Raw genomic sequence first — 1,916 nt, 5'->3', positions numbered from 1 at the left:
GCACGATCTCCTGGTGGATGAACTCGATGGCGCCGATATCGACGCCGCGGGTGGGCTGGCCGATGAGCAGGATGTCGGGGTCGCGCTCGATCTCACGGGCCAGCACGATCTTCTGCTGGTTGCCGCCCGAGAAGTTCCTGGCGGCGAGCTGCGGGTTCGGCGGACGCACGTCGTAGCGGGTCATCTTGTCCTGCGCCTCTTCCCGGATCAGTGCGTTGTTCATCAGGACGCCGGACTGGTAGCGCGGGTCGCGGTGGTAGCCGAAGACGGTGTTCTCCCACGCGGTGTAGGCCATGATGAGCCCCTCGGTCTGCCGGTCCTCGGGCACGTGGGCGATGCCGCAGGCGCGGCGCGCGCCGCCGTCCGAGCCGGGGCCGGAGAGCGCGATCTCCTTGCCGTTGACCCGCACCGTGCCGGTGGCATCGGCATAGCCGCCCAGCACCTCAAGCAGCTCCGACTGGCCGTTGCCCGCCACCCCGGCGATGCCGAGGATCTCGCCGGCGCGGACCTCGAGCGAGATGCCCTTGAGCCGCTCGACGCCGTGGCTGTCCACGTGGCGCAGGTTCTCGACCCGCAGCACCGCCTCGCCGGGCCGGGCCGGCACCTTGTCGACGCGCAGCAGCACCTTGCGGCCCACCATCAGCTCGGCCAGCTGTTCGGGAGAGGTCTCGGCGGTCTTGACCGTGGCGGTCATCTCGCCGCGGCGCATCACCGAGACGGTGTCGGTGATCTCCATGATCTCGCGCAGCTTGTGGGTGATAAGGACGATGGTCTTGCCCTCGGCCCGCAGGTTGTCGAGGATCCGGAACAGGTGGTCGGCCTCGGCCGGGGTCAGCACCCCGGTGGGCTCGTCGAGGATCAGGATGTCGGCCTTGCGGTAGAGCGCCTTGAGGATCTCGACGCGCTGCTGGTGGCCCACGGAAAGGTTCTCGATCAGCTGGTCGGGATCGACGCTGAGCTCGTATTCCTCGGCCAGCGCCCGGAGCTCGCCGCGGGCCCGCGCCAGCGAGGTGCCAAGCATCGGTCCGTCCTCGGCGCCGAGGATGACGTTCTCGAGCACGGTGAAGTTCTGCACCAGCTTGAAGTGCTGGAAGACCATGCCGATGCCGGCGGCGATGGCGGCCTGGCTGTCGGGAATCTCGGTCTTGCGGCCGTTGATCCAGACCTCGCCGGCGTCGGCTTTGTAGAAGCCGTAGAGGATCGACATCAGCGTCGATTTCCCGGCGCCGTTCTCGCCGATGATGCCGTGGATCGTGCCCGGCATGACGCGGATGGAGATGTCCTTGTTGGCCTGCACGGGGCCGAAGGCCTTGGAGATGCCTTTCAGCTCGATGGCCGGGGCGATGGGGTCGGTCATGGCGTGACAGTCTCCTGCGAGACAGGGCAGAGGCCGCGCGCCACGCGGCCTCTCGTGTTTGCGAGGCGCGCGCAGAGTGGCGCCGCCCCGTCCTTCAGTGGCTCAGAAGCTCAGCGCCGGGCAGCTGTCGTCCGAGGAATAGTCGTGCACCTCGATCTCGCCTGCCACGATCTTCTCGCGCGCGTCATCCACGGCGGCCTTCATCTCGGGGGTCACCAGCGCCTCGTTGTTCTCGTCGAGCGCGTAGCCGACGCCGTTCTCGGCAAGGCCCAGCACCATGACCCCGGTCTCGAGGTCGGCGCCCTGGGTCATGGTCTCGGCCACGGCCACGTCGACGCGCTTGAGCATCGAGGTCAGCACCTTGCCCGGGTAGAGGTGGTTCTGGTTGCTGTCCACGCCGATCGAGAGGATGTCCTCGTCCGCGGCGGTCTGCAGCACACCGAGGCCGGTGCCGCCGGCGGCGGCGTAGATCACATCGGCGCCTTGGGCGATCTGGGCCTTGGCCAGCTCCGAGCCCTTTACCGGGTCGTTCCACGCGGCCGGGGTGGTGCCGGTCATG

At 68.4% G+C, this 1,916-nt stretch carries 2 protein-coding genes; both read right to left on the bottom strand.

Going from position 1 to position 1,916, the window contains the following annotated elements:
• Positions 1-1,357 (bottom strand): ABC transporter ATP-binding protein (locus tag HC022_RS25425; RefSeq protein ID WP_167454244.1); only part of this gene is annotated, 1,357 nt, incomplete at its 3' end.
• Positions 1,358-1,459: 102 nt separating this feature from the next.
• Positions 1,460-1,916, bottom strand: a 457-nt coding sequence (locus HC022_RS25420; RefSeq protein ID WP_167454243.1) for a BMP family protein, incomplete at its 5' end; no start/stop codon positions are given.

Source organism: Salipiger sp. HF18 (genome assembly GCF_011806505.1).
Taxonomy (GTDB): domain Bacteria; phylum Pseudomonadota; class Alphaproteobacteria; order Rhodobacterales; family Rhodobacteraceae; genus Salipiger; species Salipiger thiooxidans.
This window is presented reverse-complemented; position numbering and strand designations above follow the sequence as displayed.